19 protein-coding genes are annotated in these 23864 nt (G+C 43.2%); 10 read left to right on the forward strand and 9 right to left on the reverse strand.

Annotation, left to right across the window (positions count from 1 at the left end; translation table 11 throughout):
- Positions 1 to 61 precede the first annotated feature (61 nt).
- Positions 62 to 1930: a penicillin-binding protein 2 gene (gene mrdA, locus AAAH86_RS12465; protein WP_343487977.1), complete on the forward strand. Its 1869-nt coding sequence runs from the start codon at positions 62 to 64 to the stop codon at positions 1928 to 1930.
- On the forward strand, positions 1920 to 3203 hold the full coding sequence (gene rodA, locus AAAH86_RS12470) for a rod shape-determining protein RodA (RefSeq protein ID WP_343487978.1): 1284 nt from the start codon (positions 1920 to 1922) through the stop codon (positions 3201 to 3203). The genes mrdA and rodA overlap by 11 nt, the downstream gene beginning before the upstream one ends.
- Here rodA and AAAH86_RS12475 read toward each other — a convergent pair.
- Complete coding sequence (locus tag AAAH86_RS12475; protein ID WP_343487979.1) at positions 3200 to 3997, reverse strand: DNA/RNA non-specific endonuclease; 798 nt, start codon at positions 3995 to 3997, stop codon at positions 3200 to 3202. The genes rodA and AAAH86_RS12475 overlap by 4 nt on opposite strands.
- Positions 3998 to 4072: 75 nt before the next feature.
- On the reverse strand, positions 4073 to 6280 hold the full coding sequence (locus tag AAAH86_RS12480; protein WP_343487980.1) for a carboxy terminal-processing peptidase: 2208 nt from the start codon (positions 6278 to 6280) through the stop codon (positions 4073 to 4075).
- Positions 6281 to 6477: 197 nt separating this feature from the next.
- On the opposite strand from AAAH86_RS12480, the gene surE reads away from it, so the two are divergent.
- The 5 genes from surE to AAAH86_RS12505 all read left to right on the forward strand — a co-directional run bounded on the left by surE (position 6478) and on the right by AAAH86_RS12505 (position 11372).
- Positions 6478 to 7260, forward strand: a complete 783-nt coding sequence (gene surE, locus AAAH86_RS12485; RefSeq protein WP_343487981.1) for a 5'/3'-nucleotidase SurE — start codon at positions 6478 to 6480, stop codon at positions 7258 to 7260.
- Complete coding sequence (locus AAAH86_RS12490) at positions 7250 to 7534, forward strand: hypothetical protein (RefSeq protein ID WP_343487982.1); 285 nt, start codon at positions 7250 to 7252, stop codon at positions 7532 to 7534. The genes surE and AAAH86_RS12490 overlap by 11 nt, the downstream gene beginning before the upstream one ends.
- 110 nt (positions 7535 to 7644) lie before the next feature.
- Positions 7645 to 8754, forward strand: a complete 1110-nt coding sequence (gene lpxB / locus AAAH86_RS12495) for a lipid-A-disaccharide synthase (RefSeq protein ID WP_343487983.1) — start codon at positions 7645 to 7647, stop codon at positions 8752 to 8754.
- Positions 8755 to 8799: 45 nt separating this feature from the next.
- Positions 8800 to 9348 carry a C40 family peptidase gene (locus AAAH86_RS12500; protein ID WP_343487984.1) on the forward strand — a complete coding sequence of 183 codons (549 nt, stop codon included), beginning with the start codon at positions 8800 to 8802 and terminating at the stop codon, positions 9346 to 9348.
- Positions 9348 to 11372, forward strand: coding sequence for a ComEC/Rec2 family competence protein (locus AAAH86_RS12505; protein ID WP_343487985.1), 2025 nt, complete (start codon positions 9348 to 9350; stop codon positions 11370 to 11372). Before AAAH86_RS12500 ends, AAAH86_RS12505 begins: the two co-directional genes overlap by 1 nt.
- On the opposite strand, the gene AAAH86_RS12510 is transcribed toward AAAH86_RS12505, so the two are convergent.
- Positions 11369 to 12904, reverse strand: a complete 1536-nt coding sequence (locus AAAH86_RS12510; RefSeq protein WP_343487986.1) for an oligopeptide:H+ symporter — start codon at positions 12902 to 12904, stop codon at positions 11369 to 11371. The genes AAAH86_RS12505 and AAAH86_RS12510 overlap by 4 nt on opposite strands.
- A gap of 23 nt (positions 12905 to 12927) precedes the next feature.
- Positions 12928 to 15138, reverse strand: a complete 2211-nt coding sequence (locus AAAH86_RS12515) for a S9 family peptidase (RefSeq protein ID WP_343487987.1) — start codon at positions 15136 to 15138, stop codon at positions 12928 to 12930.
- A gap of 235 nt (positions 15139 to 15373) precedes the next feature.
- Here AAAH86_RS12515 and AAAH86_RS12520 point away from each other — a divergent pair, with 235 nt between their 5' ends.
- From AAAH86_RS12520 to AAAH86_RS12530, 3 genes are all read left to right on the forward strand, one after another.
- Positions 15374 to 16687 carry a hydroxymethylglutaryl-CoA reductase, degradative gene (locus AAAH86_RS12520; RefSeq protein ID WP_343487988.1) on the forward strand — a complete coding sequence of 438 codons (1314 nt, stop codon included), beginning with the start codon at positions 15374 to 15376 and terminating at the stop codon, positions 16685 to 16687.
- Positions 16688 to 16731: 44 nt separating this feature from the next.
- Positions 16732 to 16956, forward strand: coding sequence for a DUF433 domain-containing protein (locus tag AAAH86_RS12525; RefSeq protein WP_343487989.1), 225 nt, complete (start codon positions 16732 to 16734; stop codon positions 16954 to 16956).
- 105 nt (positions 16957 to 17061) lie between these two features.
- On the forward strand, positions 17062 to 17967 hold the full coding sequence (locus AAAH86_RS12530; RefSeq protein ID WP_343487990.1) for a GYDIA family GHMP kinase: 906 nt from the start codon (positions 17062 to 17064) through the stop codon (positions 17965 to 17967).
- 54 nt (positions 17968 to 18021) lie between these two features.
- On the opposite strand, the gene AAAH86_RS12535 is transcribed toward AAAH86_RS12530, so the two are convergent.
- The 5 genes from AAAH86_RS12535 to AAAH86_RS12555 all read right to left on the reverse strand — a co-directional run bounded on the left by AAAH86_RS12535 (position 18022) and on the right by AAAH86_RS12555 (position 23794).
- On the reverse strand, positions 18022 to 20142 hold the full coding sequence (locus AAAH86_RS12535; protein ID WP_343487991.1) for a peptidylprolyl isomerase: 2121 nt from the start codon (positions 20140 to 20142) through the stop codon (positions 18022 to 18024).
- A gap of 182 nt (positions 20143 to 20324) precedes the next feature.
- A complete protein-coding gene (locus tag AAAH86_RS12540; RefSeq protein WP_343488361.1) occupies positions 20325 to 21614 on the reverse strand; it encodes a hemolysin family protein in 1290 nt (429 codons plus the stop codon).
- Positions 21615 to 21616: 2 nt separating this feature from the next.
- Positions 21617 to 21820 carry a hypothetical protein gene (locus tag AAAH86_RS12545; protein WP_343487992.1) on the reverse strand — a complete coding sequence of 68 codons (204 nt, stop codon included), beginning with the start codon at positions 21818 to 21820 and terminating at the stop codon, positions 21617 to 21619.
- Between the two features lies 1 nt (position 21821).
- Positions 21822 to 22394 carry an LPS export ABC transporter periplasmic protein LptC gene (gene lptC, locus AAAH86_RS12550; RefSeq protein WP_343487993.1) on the reverse strand — a complete coding sequence of 191 codons (573 nt, stop codon included), beginning with the start codon at positions 22392 to 22394 and terminating at the stop codon, positions 21822 to 21824.
- Between the two features lie 29 nt (positions 22395 to 22423).
- Positions 22424 to 23794 (reverse strand): hypothetical protein, encoded by a 1371-nt coding sequence (locus AAAH86_RS12555; RefSeq protein WP_343487994.1) that lies wholly within the window; start codon positions 23792 to 23794, stop codon positions 22424 to 22426.
- Positions 23795 to 23864 lie beyond the last annotated feature (70 nt).

Below are 23864 nucleotides of genomic sequence, written 5' to 3' on the forward strand. Positions count from 1 at the left end.
TTGCAACGTTCAATTTACCAGAAGGTTGCCTTAAATGGCATTTACAAATTACCTTTGCCCCATGAAAAAGTTATTGCTGTCTTCAATCATTGTCATCATAGGCATCACCTTTATCGGCAGATTATCGTATTTGCAGCTCTTCAGTTTTTCGCCAAACCAAATACTGGAAGACCCGGCGATAAAAAAAGTCTACGATTACCCTGAGAGAGGCTATATTTACGACAGAAATGGTGAATTGTTGGTGGGCAACCAACCTGCTTACGATGTCATGGTGATCCCCCGTGAGGTCAAGCCTTTGGATACCCTACAATTTTGCACTCTTTTGGGAATTGACAAAGAGACCTTCATTTCACGAATGCAGAAGGCCAAAACGTATTCTCCCCGCCTACCTTCGGTTCTTGTGCCCCAACTTTCAAAAGAAGATTATGCCGGGCTACAGGAAAAGATGCGGCATTTCAATGGGTTCTATATTCAGAAAAGATCGTTGCGCTATTACAACACCAATAGTGCCGCCAATGTTTTGGGCTATATCAGTGAGGTCAATGAGACCGATCTCAAAAATAACCCATACTACGTTGCAGGAGAGCTGAAAGGGCGTACCGGTGTCGAAAAGCAGTACGAAGATATCCTCAGGGGCCGAAAGGGTGTAAAGCATATTCAAAAAGACCGTTATAACAGGGATATCGGCAAGTACAAAGACGGTAAGCTTGATACCATTCCAGAGCAAGGAAAGGAAATACACATCACTTTAGCTAAAACATTGCAAGAGTACGGTGAGCAGTTGATGCATGGCAAACGGGGCGGTATCGTCGCCATTGAGCCCAGTTCAGGCGAAATCTTGAGCATGATCTCTGGGCCTACTTATGACCCCGCGCTTTTGGTGGGCAGACAACGGTCTAAAAATTATTCGAAGCTGCATTACGATACCATCGCCAGACCTACTTGGGACCGTTCCATTCTGGCCGAGCCATCTCCGGGGTCACCGTTCAAAACTTTGAATGCACTTGTAGCCCTGCAAGAAGGAGTGATACAACCAGAGACAAAATTTACCTGCTACAACGGTTTTTATGTAGGAAACAAGAAAAGGGGCTGCCACTGCGGTGGTGGCGTACGCAATATGAACTCTGGCATCTACAAGTCGTGCAATGCCTACTTTGCCGGAACATTCAGAAAAATTTATAGCAAGTACCAGAGTACCGATGAGGGCATGGATGTTTGGGAAAAGCACATCAAGAGCTTTGGTCTAGGAGGTTATCTGGGCACCGATCTACCAACAGGAAGACCGGGAAGAATACCCAGTAAGGAATATTATGACAAATGGTATGGCGATAATCGCTGGTCATCATCCTTTATCATATCCAATTCCATTGGCCAAGGTGAAGTGGCGGCAACACCATTGCAACTGGCCAATATGACGGCGGCCATAGCCAATAGAGGGTATTTCTATACCCCGCACCTTATCAAAAAAATCGGAAACACGAACAATATCGATGTACGCTTTACTGAAAGACACGAAACCACCATTGACAAGGCGCATTTTGAACCCGTGATCAAAGGCATGGCAGATGTGTATAATTATGGTACGGCGAGATGGGTTCAAATTCCAGATATTGAAATCGCGGGCAAAACAGGCACCGTAGAGAATTTCACCCGTATCGACGGTGAGCGCGTACAGTTGACGGATCACTCCGTTTTTGTGGCCTTTGCCCCAGTTGATAACCCGAAAATTGCAATCGCGGTTTATATTGAGAACGGTTACTACGGGTCACGATACGCTGGCCACATTGCCTCATTGATGATAGAAAAATACATCAAGGGCGAGATTACCCGAAAAGATTTGGAGACCCGCATGCTCGAAAAGACACTCGAACACGAATATGCCAAACCCCTCAGTGGTGAACCGTTCAAGATAAATGAGTATGTCTGGTAAGAATGTACTGAGACGCATTGATTGGCTTTCCATTTTTTTTTATGTACTTCTAGTTATTATCGGATGGATAAATATCTATTCAACTACATTTGAAGGTACAAGCACCTCTATTTTTGATTTTTCTACACTATACGGAAAGCAGCTTTTCTTTATAGGCATCAGCTTTTTTGTCATTTTGTTCGTCTTGTTTATTGAGACCAGTTTTTTTGAGCGGTTTGCCAGTATTTTCTATTTGATTTCAATTGTACTGTTACTGGGGCTCTTTCTATTCGGAAAAACCATTGCAGGCGCCACTTCATGGTATGATCTGGGGTTTTTTAACCTTCAGCCCTCTGAATTGGCCAAGGTAGCCACCGCGCTGGCACTTGCAAAATATTTGAGTGACATACAGACCGATATTAAAATTCGAAAACATCAGTTGTATGCCATTCTCATCATTATCGTTCCTGCTGTATTGATAGTTCCGCAACCAGACCCAGGCAGTGCTTTGGTATTTTTTGCGCTGTTTTTTGTGCTTTTCAGAGAGGGGCTGCCCCTTTCTTATCTCGTCGTTCCTTTGATTCTATTGCTATTGTTCGTTACCACTTTAATGTATGGTACGGTTTGGGTGGCGATAGGATTGGCTATTTTGGTCGTCCTTGTTTTTACGTTAAAAAGATCTACGGTTAAAATACCGCTGGTACCGCTCATCAGCGGTATCGCTGTCGCTGTGCTGTTTTCATTATCGGTAAACTTTGTCTTCGAAAATGTTTTTGAGCAACGCCATCGCGATCGTTTTTCGTTGTGGTTAGGATTGGAAAAGGATGAGGCCAAGCTGGAACAGATTCGAAAATCAATTGGTTACAATACCTATCAATCTGAGAAGGCCATTGAGTCAGGCGGTTTTTTCGGGAAAGGCTTTTTGGAAGGTACCCGTACCAAAGGTGACTTTGTGCCCGAACAGCATACCGATTACATTTTCAGCTCTGTAGGTGAGGAATGGGGCTTTGTGGGCACCTCGGCAGTGATTCTTTTGTTCACCTTTTTCTTTTTGCGATTGGTCATCTTGGCCGAACGCCAAAAGAGTGATTTCGGCCGTATGTACGGCTATGGGGTTATCTCCATACTTTTTATCCATTATTTTGTGAATGTGGGCATGGTCATTGGCCTCTTGCCGACCATCGGTATTCCGTTGCCCTTTTTCAGTTATGGTGGCTCGGGATTGTTGTTCTTCACCCTTTTACTTTTTATATTCTTGAAGATTGATGCCAATCGTTTAAAGGAAGGTATCTAAAACTTCCAGCCTGCTGTGTTGACCTTCGCTTCCAGTTTTTCTTGAACGGATTCATCCATTTGGTGGAAAAAATCCAATCCTGAAACTTTTTCGAGACTATCCACAGAGACCAAAAATCTTTTCAGGGATGCTTGGCTTTCCCTGTGAGGAAACAAAAATGCCAACACTTTGGTGTTTTTTCCATCTTTTCTAAAAATAATCTTGAAAAACTGTTCAGGAACATCCACATCTTCTTCCCCGATTTCATAGAGATTATTATGCAGAATGCCTCCCGTAACGACGTATAAACTTCCATAGTTTTTACACCAATAGCGCACCTGCTGTTCCAGTCGATTCCAAATACCGGTATTGAATGCTTTGTCTTGGGGCACGATATTGCTGGTGTAGAACGTTTCGTTGTAGGCATACTCTGAAAACCTGCGATCACCCGCCGGACATAGATGCCCACGATCGTAACCCGAACCTCTGTAATTGCGCCAATCTGCTGACTTCGTCTTCACTTTTGGGTCTTCGATAAAATAGGGCCTTCTTCTGTCATCATTGGTCAAATGCTCTCTTTTCAATTCATAGGCTACCCATTCGGCCTGTTCATGCGGTTCACTGTATGATAACATAAAATAATCGTGATGGATGATTGCTCCAGTATTCGATTTGGGCAATAACTCGGTATCAATTTTTGACGATGATGTCGATGCAGGATTAGAATAAGTATCAGGGGTATAGAAATTCTCAAAAACCCAGAAGCCCACCACACAGATGATGATCAAAATGGTGTAAACGGTTCTCTGCTTCACTGAATCAATGCTTGTTGTTCAAAAGAAAAAGTCCGGTCAAAACCGGACTTAAAATAAATGAATATTATTGGAAAATCACCCTTTTACATCTGCAAGCTTTGGAGTGCTCCCCTTAAAATTGTTCAACTTTAGGTCTTGAAGCACGTTAACGGCTTCTTCAACATATACATCTTTTGCCAAGCTGGTATGCCATCTGTTTCTTTTCTCACGAAGCGTAGAATCTTTTGTGAACAGCTCATTTTCGTACTTGAGCGATTCAAACGTCAATTTAGAATCGTAGTCACGCAGGCTCTTGAAATACTCAGATTTCTTTTTTGCTATCCTTTCGTTGGTCTTGAACTCTTCGTAGTTGAGCGAAACCGTGGTTTCATCTTGCTGTTCTTTCAACCATTTGGCGTTTTCTTCAATCAAATTTATCTGTGAATTGTCTGCCAAGCGTTCTTTGCTACGGGCAATGGCTCCCTCAAAATCCATGTAGCCATCCCATACCTCATAATCAGCAGGTGAGATTTTATCCCATTTCAATGGATTGGATTGGTCACGCTCACCCAAGTCGATATAACTGTATCGGTCTGGGACGACAATATCACTTTTAACACCTTCTAATTGGGTGGAACCTCCATTGATCCTGTAGAATTTCTGGGTGGTTAACTTTATGGCACCCAAATCACCGTGTTCGTTGCTTCTCACGATATTATCCAACGGAATCACATTTTGAACCGTACCCTTACCGAAGGTTTGCTTGCTCCCGATGACAACGGCCCTTTTGTAATCTTGCATGGCAGCGGCCAAAATTTCTGAGGCCGAAGCAGAAAGTTCGTTGACCAATATCACGAGTGGACCATCCCATTGAATGCGCTCGTCTTTATCTTCATGAACCTCTTTTCTTTTACCTGAAGAACGTACTTGCACCACTGGGCCATCTTTGATGAACAAACCTGCCATCTCAACAACTGTTTTCAGTGAACCACCACCATTGTCACGAAGATCTAAGACAAGGCCTTCAACGCCCTCTTCTTTGAGTCGCTCTACTTCTTTGGCCACATCAGTAGCGGCGTTGCGTTCGGTATAATCCTCAAAATCCACATAAAACTTTGGCAAGTGGATAATACCGTATTTCTTGTTGTCTTTCTTGACAGTGGCCGATTTTGCATACGACTCTTCCAAAACAACAACATCACGTGTAATCGACACTTCTTCAACTGTACCATCGACCCTTCTCACGGTCAAATCGACAATTGTGCCCTTGGGGCCCTTGATGAGTTTTATGGCATCATCAAGGCGCATACCCACAATATCGATAGGTTCTTCACCGTCTTGGCCTACCTTTAAAATCTCGTCACCAACCTCAAGGCTTTGCGCTTTCCAAACTGGGCCACCAGAAATGATTTCCACAATTTTGGCTCCCTCTGGCTTTTTTTGCAAGCGCGCACCGATACCTTCGAATTTACCTGACATGCTGATGTCAAATTTGTCTTTGTCCTCAGGGGCAAAGTAAAAAGTATGCGGATCAAATTCATCAACAATAGTGTTAATATACTGCACGAACCAGTCTTTTCGTTCAAGGTCATCGACAAAATCAAAAAATTCGTCCAATGTCTTTTTGGTCGTATTGCGCGCGGCAACCTCTATATCTGCTATGGTCAAATCACCTACCTTGTCAGTGGCGTCAAAATCAAAGTCTTTGATTGCCATGCTGGCACTTGCCATATCTGCGGGTTGTTCGCCTTCATCAGTTACGTAGTACCCTGCCGCTTGCAGACCGTCAGAAATTTTATTGTCATATACTCCGAGCGTGTTGTATTTCAGTTGCTTTCTCCAACGCTCTTTAAGCTGTTTCTTGTTCTTTGCAAAAGACTCCTCGGCGTAATCAATATCGATGTTTTCATCCATCTTGTAATCAAACGGTTGCTCAAGAAGCTCTTTATAGATTTCTTTGGCCTCATCCATTCGTTTCATCAAGCGTTGGTACACCAAATTGAAAAAAGTGATATCAGTGTTCTTGATCTGATCATCAATTTGAAAGCGGTACTGCTCAAATTCTTTAATATCGCTTTCTAAAAAGTATCGTTTTGTTGGGTCAATGACATCAATAAAATCATCGAATACGTTTGAAGAAAAGCTGTCATTGATATCTTTTGGCTCATAATGTCCTTTTTCAAGTACGTAGGTTATCAAATCAAGCAACAATTTGTCTTTATCATTGGTCTCAAAAGAGGTGTTACTGCATGATGCCACGGCCACCAAAATCACCATAAAGGCCAACGTGAAGTTCTTTTTCATAAATCTATTTTTCTTGTGAAACGGTGCTAAAATAGGGTTCCGATTCCGTTTCAAGTTCGCATTAATCAACTCGATATGAATTATCTAAGATACTGAAAAAACCATGCCAGTATCAGGTTTGCCGTTTAATATTTTGTTAAACGACCCGAACCCTTATCCTTTTGAAAAACGTATTTTTACTCCATTAATTATCTGCAATGAAAAAACCTTTGATCTTGGTGACCAATGATGATGGCATTACGGCACCTGGACTCAGAGCACTGATAAGCGTAATGAAGCAGTTAGGAGAGGTAGTCGTTGTTGCCCCGGATAGCCCTCAATCGGGCATGGGCCATGCCATCACCATCGACAACACATTGCATTCTAAAAAAGTGACGGTGGACAAAGAAAGTGGTGCGCCACTGGAATATAGCTGCAGCGGTACGCCCGCCGATTGTGTCAAACTGGCACTTCGGGAACTTTTGGAGCGAAGGCCCGATATCTGTGTCAGTGGCATTAACCACGGATCCAATTCATCAATCAATGTCATTTATTCCGGTACCATGAGTGCCGCCATTGAGGCGGGCATCGAAGGGGTACCTGCCATCGGTTTTTCACTTTGCGATTACTCTTGGGACGCAGATTTTCAGCCCGGTCTGGCAGCAGTAAAAAAAATCACCGAAGAGGCCTTGGAATTTGGTATTCCGAAAGGCACGGTGCTGAATGTGAACATCCCCAAAACAGATGAAAAAGGACCCAAAGGAATCAAGGTATGCCGACAAGCCAGGGCCAACTGGAAAGAGCAGTTTGACAAGCGTACCAGCCCCAATGGCAAGGAGTATTACTGGCTCACCGGTGAATTTGAGCTGCTCGATGATGGCACCGATACCGATGAATGGGCACTTTCGAACAATTATGTTTCCGTGGTGCCCACCCAATTTGATATGACCGCACACCATGTTTTACCGCAACTGAACAAATGGAACTTGAATGAACACTAAAAAAGAAGTCGCTATCGGGTTTTTGGTCGGCATCATTGCCAACACCTTTGGAACCCTGCTATATATCTTGATTTTTTCGGACAGGGGCATTGTTGAAACCTTCAAAGCTGCCATCGAACAAGAGCACGTGGGCAGTCTGTTGGCACTTGGGGCCATCTTGAACCTAGTTGCCTTTTTTGGTTTTCTGAGGATCAAAAGGGATTATCGCGCACGTGGGGTCATGGTGGCCACTGTCTTAACGGCTTTGGTCATTCTGTATTACAAGGTTTTCTAAATGCAAACACAAGTTTCAAATACAAACTCAAATATCAAATACTCCTGCACTGTTTATCAAAGGCGGACTATATTGGGTTTGAATTTGAAACTCGATTTTGAGTTTTTTCTATGAAATACTACATCATCGCCGGCGAAGCATCTGGGGATCTACACGGGTCAAACCTCATCAAAGCATTGAAAAAGAAAGATGCCGATGCCCAAATTCGATGTTGGGGCGGTGATTTGATGGAGAATGCCGGGGGGCAATTGGCCAAACACTATAAAGAAATGGCCTTTATGGGGTTTTTTGAGGTGTTGGCAAACCTTCCCTCCATTTTTCAAAACATTCGGTTTTGTAAGGAGGACATTCAAGAGTTCAATCCCGATGTCATTATTTTTATCGATTTCTCTGGTTTCAACCTTCGCATTGCCGAATGGGTAAAGCAAAAAGGCTTCAAGACGAACTATTATATTTCACCCCAGGTATGGGCGTCAAGGTCAAGCCGAATCAAAAAAATAAAGCGGGATATCGACCAAATGTACGTTATCCTTCCTTTTGAAAAGGAGTTTTATGCTAAACATGGTTATGACGTCAAATTTGTGGGCCACCCATTGCTGGATGCGATTGCAACTGCGGAATTGCCCGATGAATCTTCTTTCAGGTCTAAAAATGGGCTCCATTCCAAAAAACCTATTATCGCATTGCTACCCGGAAGCCGAAAGCAAGAAGTAGCGAAAATGCTTTCTGTGATGCTCTCCGTTCAAAAAAATTTTGAGGATTATCAATTTGTCATTGCGGGCGCCCCAAGTTTGGATGATGATTTTTATGCCCCTTTCCTAAAAAATGAAAACGTCGGTTTTGTCTCGGGCCAAACCTATGCCCTGCTGCACAATGCCCATGCCGCTTTGGTCACCAGTGGCACCGCCACATTAGAGACTGCTCTTTTCAACGTACCCCAAGTGGTCTGCTACAAGGGCAACTGGGTCTCCTATCAAATCGCCAAGCGTATCATCACTTTGGATTATATTTCACTGGTCAATTTAATCATGGATAAGGAAGTGGTCAAAGAACTGATTCAAGACGACCTCACTACTAAAAATCTGCATGCAGAACTCGAAAAAATACTTGACGAACCGAAACGGCAAAAGATATTGGATGACTACGAAATCTTAAGAAAAAAACTTGGCGGAATAGGTGCCAGCGAGCGCACAGCTTCATTGATTGTAGAAAATGCTTAATTTTACCTTCCAACAACGAATGGCCGACCACTAAATCGTTATTGGATGTTTCGCAAAATTTTCTTCCCCATACTTATGATTGCCGTTGTCGGGTGCGCCTCAAAAAAGAAAACGGTGAGCACCAGAAATCCGCGTCCGACGGTGACCGTTGTTGCATCAGGCGGAAAAGAAACAGCGCACCATACCAAAAAAAGGGACTACACAGAGAATAGCACTGCAGATGCCATTATCTCCGTCGCCATGGATTATGCCGGGGTGCGTTATAAATTTGGCGGCACCACCAAAAGAGGTATGGACTGTTCGGGCCTGGTTTACGTGGCCCTGAAAGAAAACGACATTCTTTTCCCCCGCATCTCGCATCAAATGGCCCAAGAGGGTAAAAAAATCAAGGTGAACCAGGTACAAAAAGGAGACCTCTTGTTTTTTGATACCCAAAAGCGAAGAAGGCGCATCAACCATGTGGGTTTGGTCGTTGACGTCGACGGTGACGAAATCAAATTTATTCACTCAACCTCGTCGAGAGGGGTGATTGTCTCTTCACTGCGAGAGGGCTACTGGAACTACGCCTTTGTCAAGGCTACCCGTATTCTGTAATGCCGTTGCTCAAATTCATATCCATAAAACTTTGCTTTTCACTGATTCTTGGCATTCTTTTGGGATTCTATTTTTCTCTCAACCTCACTACATCAATCATTATTCTGTTGGTGTGCCTCATAGCCCTTGGCATCACATTTAAAGTTCAAAAAAGAGAGCATTTTCCTTTTTTTGGAATCACTGCCCTTATCACCACCACAGTACTGGGCTTTGTGCTGACCCAATTATCTCTTGGCAATACTTTGTTGAACCATTATTCGAAGTATGAGTTGGAGCAAAGCCACACTTGGCATCTCAAAATCACCGAAGTTTTAAAGCCCACATCCTTTTCAGATCGGTATTTTGCAGACCTGATTTCTTTGGAAGGAAAAAGGGTTTATGGTACCATTGCACTGCAAATTTCCCAAGACAGTACACCAGAAAATTTGAGTGTCGATGATGAATTGGTAATATATTCAAAAGTAGAGGATATAAAACCGCCCTTGAATCCCCATCAATTTGATTATCGGGATTATCTACAGAAAAAAGGAATCTATCATCAAATCAGAATTGGTGCTGCGCAGTACTTGCACATTGAAAATCCGTCAAGAACCGTTTTTGGTTTGGCATACGAGTTTCGCGAACAGTTGATTTCAAGATTGAGGCAATACGATTTTGGGGATGATGAGCTTTCTATCATTCAAGCGTTGTTGCTCGGCAAACGGAGTGATATTTCTGAGGAAACCTATAACAATTACCGAAATGCCGGTGCCGTGCACATTTTGGCTGTTTCTGGTCTTCATGTGGGCATCTTGCTCTTGATCCTACAATTTTTATTGAAACCTTTGGAGCGATTGCCAAAAGGCAGAACCTTAAAACTATTGGCCATCATCGCATTGCTCTGGAGCTTTGCCTTTGTGGCAGGGCTGTCGCCTTCCATCATTCGGGCCGTGACCATGTTTTCGTTCTTGGCCTATGCCCTGCACCTCAACAGGCCTACCAACACGTTCAATATCTTGGCTTTGTCAATGTTCTTCATTTTGTTGGTCAAACCCTTGCTTCTTTTTCAGGTGGGGTTTCAGATGAGCTATGCCGCAGTGTTTGCCATCGTATGGATCTACCCGAAACTACAGCGGTTTTGGCACCCAAAGTCATGGCCCGTTCGAAAGGTCTGGCAATTACTATCCGTTAGTTTGGCAGCACAGCTTGGGGTTTTGCCCATCAGTCTGTTCTATTTTCATCAATTTCCGGCACTGTTCTTTATCTCGAATCTGGTGGTGGTGCCGTTTTTGGGAATTGTTTTGGGAGGAGGTTTATTGGTTTTGCTTTTGGCCATGGTCAACTTATTGCCCGATTTTTTGGTGGCCGGTTACAATTTTTTGATTGGCTTAATGAACGGTATCATCGAATGGGTCGCCCAACAGGAAGCTTTTGTCTTTCGTAATATCTCTTTTGATGGCATGCAATTGCTGTTGGGATATCTTCTTATCATTTCCCTTGTATTTACACTGCAACGCCCAAAATTCAAGAATCTGGCCTTTTTGTTGGTCGGTATTATCGCTTTTCAGGGATGGACCTTGTTTACCAAATGGAATACCGCCCAAAGTGTACAATTGATTTTGGGGCATCAGACTGCCAATACCATTTTGATGCACCAAAACGGAAGCACATTGACCATAATGGCTTCCCAAAATGAAAAAGCCAATCGTATGATTACCAACTACAAAGTGGGTGAACATATCAAGACCATCCAACAAAAACCATTGCAAAACAGTTATCGATGGAAGAAGGCTTCCATTGTTGTTTTGGGTAGTACCGGAATCCTTCCCCCTAAAAAGCAAGTGGACTATTTATTGCTGACCCAATCGTCAAAAATCAATCTCGAACGGGTATTGGATTCCATCCAACCTAAAACCATCCTTGCCGATGGCAGCAATTACCAAAGCTATGTAGCACGGTGGAAAGCTACCTGTTCAAAAAGAAAGCTCTCCTTTCACTATACGGGCGAAAAGGGAGCGTATTATTTTGATGTGGACCAGAATTAATGCACGTTGCCCATCAATCGCTTCATCAATGGCCCGAACAAGATGACCACAGCCCCAGCCACCAAGGCGTATATTGCGATTAGTCGGAAACCATCTAAATACACATTCAGGGTTTCGAAACCGCCGACGTTGCTATCGGTACTCTCAATGGCCAGTTGTTTTGATATGAACCCCACAATCTGAAAGGCAAATGCCGAAGAGAGAAACCAAACCCCCATCATGAAGGCCACAATGCGTTTCGGGGAAAGGTCAGTGATTTTTGACAACCCTACCGGAGACATGAACAACTCACCCACTGAGAGAATAAAATACAGTGCCAACAAGTATGAGAAAGGCACCATACCGTTTTCATCTGCGGCACCACCACTGAGGGAAACCACATAAAAACTAAGCCCCGCCAACAACAAGCCCATACCAAATTTGTAGGGGGTTCTTGGATTGGATTTTCTTTTGGCCAACCAGGTCCACATAATAGATATGGGTATCGATAATATCACAATGAACATAGAGTTCAATGCATTGGTCTGACTGGCGTTGATCAACGAAAGGTTCACGTTACGTGCCGCGAACAGCGTGATGACACTGCCATGAAGTTCATGGAACCCCCAAAAAATGGTCATGAAAAAAGTAATCAACACGGCCATGAACAATTTTTTCCGTTCATCCAAATTCGCCTTGAACATGATGTATGCCATGTAGGCCAATACCGCAATGCCAATGATGTAGAACAGTAAATTGACGATGTTCGTATCTTCCAAAGCAGTGCCCTCTGCACCCAATGACTTGTACGAATACAATAAAAATGCGATAAGCGGGGCAGAAAGAAAGGCCAATATCTTGACCAATTGGTGTTGTGGAATTCCAATAATCTTTCTTTCATAGGTTTCAATACTCGGTGGTCTGCCCCCTTCACCAAAAACGTTCTTTTTGATACCGCTCCAAAAAAACAGCAGTCCGGTCAACATTCCTATTCCTGCCAAGCCAAAACCATAGTGCCACCCATACGTTTGGCCCAGCCAACCGCATAATAACGGTGAAATAAAACCGCCAATATTGATGCCCATGTAGAAAATGGTAAATCCCGAGTCCTTTCTCGGGTCGCCATCTTTATATAGCGTACCTACAAATGTGGAAATATTGGGTTTGAAAAATCCGTTACCCACAATGATAAAGGCAAGTGCCAAGAAAAAAGCCATATTGTTTTCTATGGCCAATACAAAATGGCCCAAAGCCATCAGAATACCCCCTAAAAAAATGGAGCTTCGCATCCCCAGAATGGTATCTGAGATACGACCTCCGATTACAGTCGAGGCATAGACCAATGACCCATAAGATGCGTAAACGGCGGCGGCGGCATAGTCTCGTGTGGAAAGTGCCTCAAAAATGACATTGACCATGTAGAGTGTGAGCAGTGCCCGCATTCCATAAAAACTGAAACGCTCCCACAATTCAGCAAAAAAGAGGTAAAACAGTCCCTTTGGATGCCCGAACAATTCATTGTTAGCTGTTGGATTTTCATTAATCTGTGCCATATATTATTTAGGTTTGGTTGGTATTATCCCTTGATCTGACCTTTGACGATGGGTTCTTTCTTTTCAGGTCGATTACCCAATTTTTGATGTATGAAATTGGTCATCTTCTGATAAAGATGCTTTCTTGTATTGCCCCCATAAATTCCATGATTTTTGTCTGGATAGACGGCCCATTCAAACTGTTTATCAGCTTGCACCAAAGCCTCTATCATACGCATGGTGTTCTGTAAATGCACATTGTCGTCCCCTGAACCGTGCACCAACAAATAGTCGCCTTTTAGCAATTCGGGATAATTGAACGGCGAGTTCTCATCATACCCACTGGGATTCTCCTGCGGGGTCTGCATGTAACGCTCCGTGTAGATGGTATCATAAAACCGCCAACTGGTCACGGGTGCGACCGCAATCGCCATTTCAAAGGTTTCATTGCCCTTCAGCAGTGCGTTGGTTGACATAAAGCCACCGTAGCTCCAACCCCAAATGCCTGTTCTATTCTCGTCAATGTAAGAACGTTCACTCAGCTTTTGGGCGGCTGCAATCTGGTCTTCTACTTCGTACTTGCCCAGTTCTTTCTGGGTCACCTTTTTGAAATCACGGCCTTTTAAACCTGTTCCCCGACCATCGACGCAGGCAACAATATAACCTTGGGAAACCAGCATCTGGTGCCAATAGTCGTTGGCGCCCATCCATCGATTGGCTACCTGTTGCGAACCCGGGCCGCTATATTGGTACATAAAAAGAGGATATTCTTTGCTTTCATCAAAATCAACGGGCTTTATCATGTACATGTTCAAATCGTTGCCGTTGACCGAAATGGTCGAAAATTCTTTAGGGGCAATCTCGTAACCGTTGAGTTGTAGCCCAAGGGCCTCGTTATTTTTTATCGTATTGACCACCTTGCCATTGCTTGCCTGCCGTAAGGTATACTCGGGTGGGGTCGTGGCACTCGAAAACGTATTGATGAAATAGGTATAATCTGAGCTGAAATCGGCAGCATTGGTGCCTTCTTCTGAGGCCAGTTGTTTTTTGCGTTGCCCTGAACTGTCAATGCTGTAAACCCCGCGATTGATGGAACCGTTTTCTGTGGATTGGTAATAAATACGATCCTCGGCCTGATCATAGCCATAATAGTTGGTGACCTCCCAAGGGCCTTTGGTGATTTGGTTCATCAACTCGCCATCTTCGTTGTAAAGATACAGATGGTTATAGCCGTCTTGTTCGCTCGTCCAGATAAAGCTGTCATCGGCCAAAAAGGTGAGATTGTCGTGAATGTCGACGTAGGCATCATCTTTTTCCTCGAGCAAGACCGAGACCGAATTGTCCTTTACGTTCACTTCATGAAGTTTCAAATGGTTTTGGTGGCGGTTCATGGTGCGGACGCTCAGATAGTTGGGGTTGTTCATCCATTTTATTCTGGGGATATAGTAGGCTTCCCCCAAATCAACATCAGAAGTGTTGCCAGAGGCAACGTCGTAGAGATGCAACGACACCTTGGCATTCTCTTCACCTGCTTTCGGATATTTGAACTCGTGTTGGTAGGGGTATAAATCCTTTCCATAGACATCCATTGAAAAATGGGGCACATTGGTCTCATCAAACCGCAAAAAAGCGATTTTGGTGCCATCGCTGTTCCATTCAAAAGCCTGCACGAAGGCAAATTCCTCTTCATAGACCCAATCGGTAATACCGTTGATGATGGTACCCTTATTGCCATCGGTGGTCAATTGCTGGGTGTTTTTTGATGTCAAATCAAAAAGGTAAAGATTATTCTCATAGGCGTAGGCCACTTTACTGCCATCAGGGGAAAGTTCGGGCTCTTGAATCTTGTTTTCAGAAATTTTCACGATGGATTTATCGGCCACATTGTACACATAATAAATGCCCAACCGTGAACGTCTGAAAATGGGTTCTACATCTGTTGCCAAGATAATCTGCGACTCATCACCACTGAATTCATAAGAAGTGAAATAGGGTATCTCGGCCGAAGAGGAAACGATTGTTTCCACCTTTTTCTGGGTCTTGTAATCGTATTTGTCGATACTGCTGCTTTTAGCGGCTTGGTCAAAGTTCAACACCGTGTACTGTTTGCCATTGTTCATCGAGCGCAATACATCGATGCGTTCTGTTCTGAAAGTTCCATTCCAGATATCATCTAAAGAAATTTTTTTCTTTTGCGCTATTGAAATTGTGGAAATAAAAAGGAATGCAGATAGGGAAAAAAGTATTTTTTTCATGTGTTTATTTTCATTGATTTTCATCAGTCACATGTAATCTTTGATGATTAAAATAATCGTTATTGTGTGATTTTAAAGATTATTTTAATCATGTCGGTTTCATCGTGATTTAAAAACTTTTAAAACCTTCAATTATACTAATAATTTATCGAATTGGGTACATCAACGGATATTCAAATCGCAACAATCACACCAGAACGGGTATTGATTATATTTGAAGACCTAATAAACTATCATGCACAAGCCTATTGAGGGGTTTTCAAAACTCACCAAGGAAGAAAAAATTGAGTGGGTCACTTCAAACTACACTACCAATCCGGAAGCCGCAAAATCACTGCTCAAACGATACTGGAACCCCAACCAGAATGTTCAAAAGCGACACGATGAGTTTATTGAGAACACCTTATCAAACTACTACCTGCCTTTCGCCATTGCTCCCAATTTTTTGATTAACGAGAAGCTGTATGCCATCCCCATGGCCATTGAAGAGAGTTCGGTGGTCGCCGCAGCCAGCAAGGCGGCAAAATTTTGGCTGAACAGGGGCGGATTCAAGACCAAGGTTCTTGGCACCGAAAAAATCGGTCAGGTACACTTTATTTTTAATGGCAATCCATCAGAATTGGAAGCCTTTTTTTCAAATATCAAGCCCAAACTCATCGCTTCAGCCAAGCATATTACCACCAATATGGAAAAACGTGGGGGCGGAATCACCGATATCGAACTGAGAAAAAAAACAGACAAATTATCAGACTACTATCAACTGCACTGCACCTTCGAGACCTTGAATGCCATGGGTGCCAATTTTATCAACTCATGTTTAGAGCAGTTTGCCGAAACATTGCAACAAGAGGCAGAGAACTATTTGGGTTTTTCCAACACCGCAAAGCCCATTGAAGTGGTCATGAGCATTCTCAGCAATTATGTGCCCAACTGTTTGGTCAGGGCCGAAGTACGTTGTGACATAGATGAATTGCAGGAAGGTGAAATGAACGGCGATGAGTTTGCCCAAAAATTCGTGCAGGCAGTAGCCATTGCCAAAGCTGAACCCTTTCGAGCAGTGACCCATAACAAGGGCATCATGAACGGGGTCGATGCCGTTGTGCTTGCCACTGGCAATGATTTTAGGGCCGTTGAAGCGGGCATTCACGCCCATGCATCGAAAGATGGTCGCTACTCAAGTTTGACGCATGCCGAAATTAAAGATGGTGTTTTCAGTTTTTGGATTGAGATTCCGCTTGCCTTGGGCACCGTGGGTGGACTTACCTCATTGCATCCTATGGTAAAGCTGGCCTTGGAGATTTTAGGAAATCCCTCTGCCAAAGAATTGATGCAGATTGTCGCCGTGGCGGGATTGGCACAAAACTTTGCCGCACTTCGCTCACTGGTCACCACTGGCATTCAGAAAGGCCACATGAAAATGCACCTTTTGAACATACTCAACCAATTGGAAGCCACAGAAGCTGAAAAGTCACAGTTGGTCAAAAAATTTAAGGAACAGACCGTTAGCAATGCCGCTGTGAAGGAAGCATTGAACAAACTCAGAAGCTAAGCAGTACTTTTGTATCTTTATGATTATCATAAAAACCAAGTGACATGGTTGATTACAGGTCAATTATCAAAAGAAATCCAAAGAAAAGGTTTGGAAAGCCCTGTGTGCGAGAGACAAGAATTGCGGTTTACGATGTCTTGGGTTGGTTGGCCTCAGGAATGACCAATGAAGAAATTCTTGCTGACTTTCCCGAATTGACCATAGAAGACATAAGGGCATGTCTTGCTTATGCAGCTGATAGAGAGCAAAAATTACTAAATGCTTCATGAAGTTGCTCAATTAATACAATCCAACCTAGAATCTATCATTCATTTTCTAAACGATGCCTCTCCCCATAGTTCCTGCCTTCAACTCAACCGATATGGTTCAGATTTATGAGTCACTTCTACAGCAACGGTAAACTATTGCTCTCAGGAGAATATTTGGTGTTGGATGGCGCTCGTGCACTCGCCGTACCGACCAAATTTGGACAATCTCTGGAGGTTTCAACAACCGATACCGGATTTATTGCTTGGCAAAGTCTCGACCGCCAAGGCCAGGCTTGGTTTACGGCAACCTATGGATTAAGGGGCTTTGAAGAAATCGATACTTCGAATCCTGAAATCTCAAAGACACTTACTGACATTTTGGTCGCGGCAAAAGCCTTAAATCCTAATTTTTTAAAATCCTCTAAAGGCTGTTCAGTAAAGGCCAAGCTATCGTTTCCCCGAAATTGGGGCCTTGGTTCCTCTTCCACTCTAATCAACAACATTGCCCAATGGGCACAAGTAAATGCCCATCAACTCTTATGGAACACCATGGGCGGTAGTGGGTATGATATTTCCTGTGCACAGCACGACCACCCCATTCTCTACCATTTGGAAAACGGTTCGCCCAAGGTTGAAAGGGTCGATTTTAATCCCTCCTTCAAGAACCAACTGTATTTCATCCACCTGAACCAAAAACAAGATAGCAGGGCAGCCATTGCCAATTATCGTGGGCAAGATTTTGACAAAAGGAGTTTGGTTTCCTCTTTATCACAGATTTCACGACAAATGCTGAATACCAAAAATCTCAAAGCTTTTGAAAATACCATGGAAGCCCACGAAACCATCCTCTCTAAAGTATTAAAAATCGAACCTGTGCAGCAACGTCTTTTTTCTGATTATTTCGGTCAACTCAAAAGCCTTGGCGGATGGGGCGGTGACTTTGTTCTCGCTACCGGAAACGAAAAAACCCCTGGATATTTTAAATCCAAGGGTTTTGAAATTGTTCTGCCGTTTTCAGAAATGGTGTTGTAACACCCCTGATTTTGTACACAAAATCTGTCCCCTCAAGGGGACAGTGTTTATCCTTTAGTAGAAAATAGCACGATTGTCTTCAATCTCTGCCTTTTCCTTTAGGGCATTGTAAACGGCACTGTTCACCGCATTGGTATTTGACGTTCGCAACGTATTTGAGTATGTAGTGTAGTTCGGCAACGTAATCGCCACATTGACATTGGTCACCTTCACTTTAAAAACACCTGTCTCGCCTTCAATCAGGTCAGAAACTTCATCTTTTTGTAGGCCAAAGGCTGTGCCCACGACCATAGGTTCGCGACCAGCCCCCGGAATTGTGGGTGATTTACGTGTCAATGCAGAAGCGGTAGAAACTGTCACGTTATTGTCGCTTGCCAATGTTTCCATTGTTTTCCCGCTATTATCGGCAATGATTTGTTCAGCCTTACGCTTTTTTCTTAAGATAGGAAGTACACGGCTTGAAGCATCCTCAGAAGCCATGAGCCCTTCATTGTACTTTTTGGTAAGCTGTACCACGGCATAACCATTCGTCAAATCAAAGCGTTTGATCTCGCCCACTTCGGTTTCATCATTGAACGCCCATTGTACGATGGCGCGTTGAGAGCCCAACCCAGGCAGGTTTTCATCCATCTGCTTGATTTGGTTCACGGGTCGCACATTGTATTCACTTTCTTTGGCGATGTCTGAAAATTGTTCGGCATCGACATCTGTTGTCGCCATCTCAAACTTGGTCGCCTCAGTAAAAAGGCTATTGATTGTTTGCTCAGAGGGCTCAATTTCACGTGATAGCGTCGCCACCCTGACAATATCTTGCTTGTCATCAACCTTGACAATGTGGTAGCCAAACTCAGTCTCTACCAGTCCGATAGTGCCTACGGGATTTCCAAATGCAAAGTCATTGAACTCATCGGCCATGACGCCTTCTTGAAAATAGCCCAGGTCGCCTCCTCTGGGTGCAGAAGGCCCATCGGAATTGTCTCTGGCCAAAACAGTAAAATCAGTTCCCTCTTTTTTGGCCTCAGCCAACAATCTGTTGGCCTCTTCCTCAGCTTCCTCTTTGGTTCTGGTCACTTCAGGATTTGCACGTGCAGCCCCTACATAGGCAATCAAGATATGACTGGCTTTGACCGTACCATTTTCCTTACGGTCCATGACTTTTGAAACTCTAAAGAAATTGCCATCTCGGTAAGGCCCATAAATTTGACCGTCTCGCATGGAGAGCAGGGTATCAGCTGCCACGGCGGGCAAATCTTTCTTTGCTTTATAAATGGTATCGTACTTTGTATCTGAATTGCGGTCTAAAAATGCAGCCATGTCGGCAGTGTTTCTAAAACCAGGAATCGTGTCATTTCTATCGGTGGATGAGTTGTATTCCACGGTATCATCCAACAATTTGGTGACAGCATCCTTAACCGCATTTTCATCATCAGCCGAGGCTTTTTCCTCAAAGAAAACAAAACGAAGGTCTCGAGCCTTTTCTTGTTGATAGTCATCTTCATGCACTTTGATATAGGCCTCGATTTCTTTCTTTGAAATTTGGATGGTACTATCAGGAATACTGCTATAGGGCACACGAACGTACTGAATATCTACTTTGTCATTTGCCAATTCATAATCAAACTGACCCTCGGTCAAGGTTGCCCCCACACCGGCTTTGACCAGATTGAAGTAGAGCTGTTCTTTGGCCGCCTGCATAATCCGCTTTTCATCTTGCAACCAAGCATCATAGCGAAGTGGATCGTTCACCTTCCAATCGGCAATTGTGGTCTTGAAAATCTCAGCATTGAAGACCCCGTTCTCGTCTTGAAAATCTGGAATCTGCGCATAACCGGAATTTCTTACAAACTCAACAATTTGGTCGCTCTCTACATCAATGCCCAAATCTTCAAACTGCTGGTTCAAAATGGCCTTTTTCACCTGTTGGTCGTAGACCGTGTTCACCAATTGTGTCGATGAGAAATTAGGCCCGTATTGCCTTGACGCTGTTTCGACTTCTTGTCTAAACGCATCAATTGAAATACTCTCGCCATTCACCTCGGCCACTGATGACCCCACTTTGGCCCCACCAAAGTCATTGCTCGTAAATACACCTGAAATCACGAAAGCAAACAACGCCATACCGATAATCAAAATCAATACCGTGGTTCGTTTTCTAATATTCTCTAAAATTGCCATAACGACTACGTTTGCTTAAAAATACAGTGCGCGAAAATACCATTTTCTTTTCAAATAAAGAATTTCAAAAAGCACTGTATTTGCCATGCTTTTATTGAAATTTCAGAATCAAATACCCGCCCCTAGCCCCTCTCAGATGGGAAATACTTTCACTGCATTTAAAGTGAATCATTGTGATGTAGCTAATCTTGTTCCAATACTTGAAGTTTCACCAGGTCTATCTTGGTGTTTGACACCTCAAGAATATGGAACAAAAAATGATCGATTTTTATCTGGGAATCTTGCTCAGGTATCTCACCTGTTTCGTTCATGATCAAGCCGCCCAAGGTTTCGAACTCATCGCCTTCAGGAAGCTCCAACCTATAATTTTCGTTGATGTAATCAACCTCAAGCCGCGCCGAAAACTTAAAAGTGTTTTCATCCAGTTGTTCTTCGACCAAATCAGTGGTATCGTGTTCATCTTCGATTTCACCGAAAAGTTCTTCCACAATATCCTCAACGGTCATGATACCAGATGTACCCCCGTATTCATCCAATACCACCGCTATGCTTTTTCGTTTTTTGGTCAATACATTCAGAATATCATGTATGTACATGGTCTCGGGCACAAACTCTACTGGCAAGAGTACGCTCTTGATCGTCTTTGGCTTTTTAAAAAGCTCGTACGAATGCACATAGCCTATGATTTCATCAATGTGCTCTTTATAGACCAAAATTTTTGAATACCCTGTCTCTGCAAAAAGCTTGGTAAGGTTTTTTGGGGTTTCGTGCAGCTCTACGGCCATGATCTCTGTTCGCGGCACCATGACTTCACGGGCCTTCACCTCTGAGAATTGTAACGCATTCTGAAAGATTTGAATTTCAGAATCTACATTGTCTTGCTCTTCGGCAGACTCCATTTGTTCAGTGATGTAGTCGCCCAACTCCAATTTTGTGAAAGATAACTGTACTTCATCGCTGTCTGTCTTCAAAAAAGTTTTGAGTACAAAATCAGAGACCTTGATCACAAATTCAGAAATGAACGAAAACAGCAGATAAAACAGGTATGCCGGTACTGCCAATATCTTTAGCAGCGTATTGGAATATATCTGGAACAGTACCTTGGGCAAAAATTCAGCAGTCAACAAAATGATCAACGTTGATATCACTGTTTGGCTCAACAAGCTGAAATCAGTCAAAAGACTATTGATAAAATTGGAAGAGGTTGGTAAAAGCGAGGCGAACCATGCCATCAATCGGTCGCCCATAAAAAAGCCATAGATTACCAGTGCGATATTATTGCCAATCAACATGGTCGCTATAAACTTTGAGGGTTTCTCGGTCAGCCAAGACAACACCTTGGCGAGAATGCCCTCTTGTTTTTTCTCAATTTCAATATGGATTTTGTTAGCGGATACAAAGGCAATCTCCATCCCTGAAAAAAAAGCAGAGAACAACAACGAAAGTATGATGATGAGCAAAGAAACGTCCAATATCAATCTTGGTTTTGTCGTTTTCTTTTTTCAAAACGCTTTCGGTAGTTTCTACGGAAGAAGAACATGGCTATGGATACCACCGCAAAAAAGATGAAAATATAGGTCTCTTTCGGATTTATGGGCCAGAGCTCTACAATCTTATAAATTGACAGTACGGCCACGGCCAAGTACAGGTATTCGGTATATCGTAGAATTTTTATCATGTCATTCTTCTTTGATGGTCATCAAACCATAGGTCTTGTGGGCATTGAAAAAGGTAAAATCGCGATTAAAGTCCATACCCTCACCATCCATAACGGTGCCGTCTTCAGGATTGGTATAGGTAAACTTCGCTTCGGTGAAAATCCATTTATTGGCACGGTCCCAATAGAGTTGGTCGGTTTCCAGTTTTTTGCCGTCATAGCTTTCCAAGACCACATTGCCTTGTAAATCTATCAAATTTATCTGTGAATATACAATGGCATAGTCGGCCATGATCACACTTTTATTTCCTTCCTCATCAAAAAAATCCACTTGCAGGCCTTCCGGAAATATCTGGTGGCGGAACTTGAGGTTCTCATAATTTTCATTCAAAGGGCTCTTCAGCACCACAACTACCCTAGATTTGGCCGAATCTAAAGTGGACATTTCCTTTTCGGCCTCGGTATAGGTCATCGTAAAATTTTTGGCCACCCCTTGCGGAAATACCCGTTCAGCAGCCTCTTCACCAACCCGCTTGTAATTGTCTTGACAAGATGCAAAAAATATTGCCACGGCTAACACCGTGGCAAATTTCAAACAATAATATTTTGATGTAGGTTTCAACCTTATAGATTCGGCACCTTAACGCTACCGCCCACCCAACAATTGAATGTAATGGTCTGACCTGCCTTACCAGAGCTGAAAATCATTTCTTTTGTTGGAGCCTTGGCCGCATAGCTCGCTGCCGATTGGTTGGCCCTTGAAGTCAACGATGGATCCACCTGGGCAGCTTTTCGTGCCATTGAGGCAGCTTTCCAATATATCGCACGCTTTTCAAAAGCGGTGCTGCCACAGTCATTGGCGCTCGTGGCATAGAGGTTGGCAATCAATAGGTATGCCTTACCATTGGCAGAATTGGCATTGATGGCCTTGTTGGCATAATTTCTGGCCTGCGACTTGCTGCTTCTTCGCACTGTAGTGGCAATTTTATATAGTATATCCGATTTTTTCTTGGGATTTGTTTCCAACTCTACCGCCTTATTGAAATCGGCGATAGCCCCTTTATTGTCACCTGCCTTTTGCTTCAATGTACCTCCATAAAGGTATGCGCTTGCTGAAGGCTCTAGTGCCAATTGCGCCTCGAACAACTGCCTAAAAAGAGGATCGTCGGTACATTCTTTACTGAACATTCTACCTACGGCACGTTTTACCCATTTAATATCCCCTTTTTTAGAATCAAAACTCTTTTGGTACAAGGGAATCAAATTGTCACAATCGGCCAAAGCACCTAACTTAGAATCAATACTTCCAGAAATCTTACCATACGATTCTGAATTGGTGCTATATGCCTTTAATTTCTTTTTTTCCTTGGTGGTAATCGTACCCGTAGAATCTTTTGGCAATAACTTTGAGATTGCATCGGTAAGTTTTTCATTTTCTTCCTCAATCTTCTCCGTAACGTCATCATAACCATCAAAAACATCCTGCAAGTCTTTCTTGCCAGCACTGTGAAGGTCTACCAGACTTGAGAACAACAGGTATAGTGCACGTGGATTCTTGAAATTTTCCTTGTCTTCATCATAGGCCTTTTTAAGTGAGTTATAGATTTCTTCATCAGAAATCATATTGTTCTCACGCTTCAATTCGACCTTGTCGATGGTGACTACCGCCACAGGGTACTTCTTGGGAAAGTACTTTCGGCTATCATCATACAATTTCAACAAATCTTGCACATGGCCATCTTTATCGGCACCTGATGAGTTCTTGATTTTATGCTTTAGGATTCTTTCGCCATAAGAGAAATTGGCCTTGTTGATATCAGGGCAGTTCTCATATACCATTTTCCATGGCTCATAAGCGGCATCATAATTCTTTACTTTGGCATGCTCAGCGTAAATGGAAAGGTTTGTCATGCATTCAGGATTCTGTGCCTGAGACATACCAAACCCGACTGCCATCAAAACAGCCATCATTGTCAAGTAGAGTTTCTTCTTCATCTTACTAATTTTAAAGCGGTTAATGTACAAATTTTTATAGTATTTTTTTCTTAACTGTCTCTAAATAGCG

The organism is Allomuricauda sp. d1 (genome assembly GCF_039592695.1).
Taxonomy (GTDB): domain Bacteria; phylum Bacteroidota; class Bacteroidia; order Flavobacteriales; family Flavobacteriaceae; genus Flagellimonas_A.